The sequence below is a fragment of the Pseudomonas sp. AL 58 genome (genome assembly GCF_036348395.1).
Classification (GTDB): Bacteria; Pseudomonadota; Gammaproteobacteria; order Pseudomonadales; family Pseudomonadaceae; genus Aquipseudomonas; species Aquipseudomonas defluvii.
The window spans coordinates 1-772 of sequence record NZ_JAZBQR010000064.1 but is presented as its reverse complement, the minus strand read 5'-3'; the positions used below and the strand labels follow the sequence as shown (position 1 = coordinate 772).

The window sequence follows — 772 nt, the reverse complement described above, 5'->3', positions numbered from 1 at the left end:
ATGTCAGCCAGCGCCTCAGCCGAACTGACAAGGCCAAGCACCTGGCTAAACTCCCGCTGAATCGCCATCTGAATCCCGGCGATACTGTTCTGCAGCGCCGTTACCGCCATACGGGCCCGGTTGACCACCGCCATCGCGGCTTTGTAGCGGGCCAGCGCGGACTCCAGAAAGCTCTCGCTGGACGCCTCTACCTGCCGCGAAGCCTTGGGCACCCCGACCGGGTAGCCCTTTTCCCCGGCTTCGACAAACACCAGCTCAAAGCGCACGATGCCGCCCTCACGGCGCTCATGCGAAACTTGGCAGCCATCCCCGGCGGTGACCAGCAAGCGCCCGAACCACGGGTGTACCAGCTCGCCCGCCCCGGGCTTATCCAGGGCATTAAGCAGATCATCCCGCCGGTCCAGGCAATCGTCACCGCCGATAAAGGCCGTCAGTTTGATTTCGCGGGTCTTGCTGCCCATATCCTCCACCAGCGGCTTGTCCCGCTGGGGGTATTCGTGGACCTGCACCCGCCGCCCGACTGGCGTAGCGTCACTGTCGACCAGAAACGCCACGCCGCGAAACGAAGCCGGGTGCAGTTGATCGCGCCACGTCGTCATCCTGCCTCCCTACCCAATGAGCGATAACCGACTGACGGGCTTACCGACAGTCCCGGTTGATTGGTCTTCGCAGGATCAACACGCATGCCCGGCGGTGCATTTTCAAAGCGCACCACCATTGACCCCTCCAGTTCGGTGCGCGCCGCGGCTGTCGCAGCAGCAGCCTGAACCAA

At 63.6% G+C, this 772-nt stretch carries 1 protein-coding gene; it reads right to left on the bottom strand.

The features are described from left to right. Positions 1 to 599: DNA circularization N-terminal domain-containing protein (locus tag UIA24_RS23050; RefSeq protein WP_330524046.1), on the bottom strand; the 599-nt coding region annotated here is incomplete at its 3' end. Positions 600 to 772 lie beyond the last annotated feature (173 nt).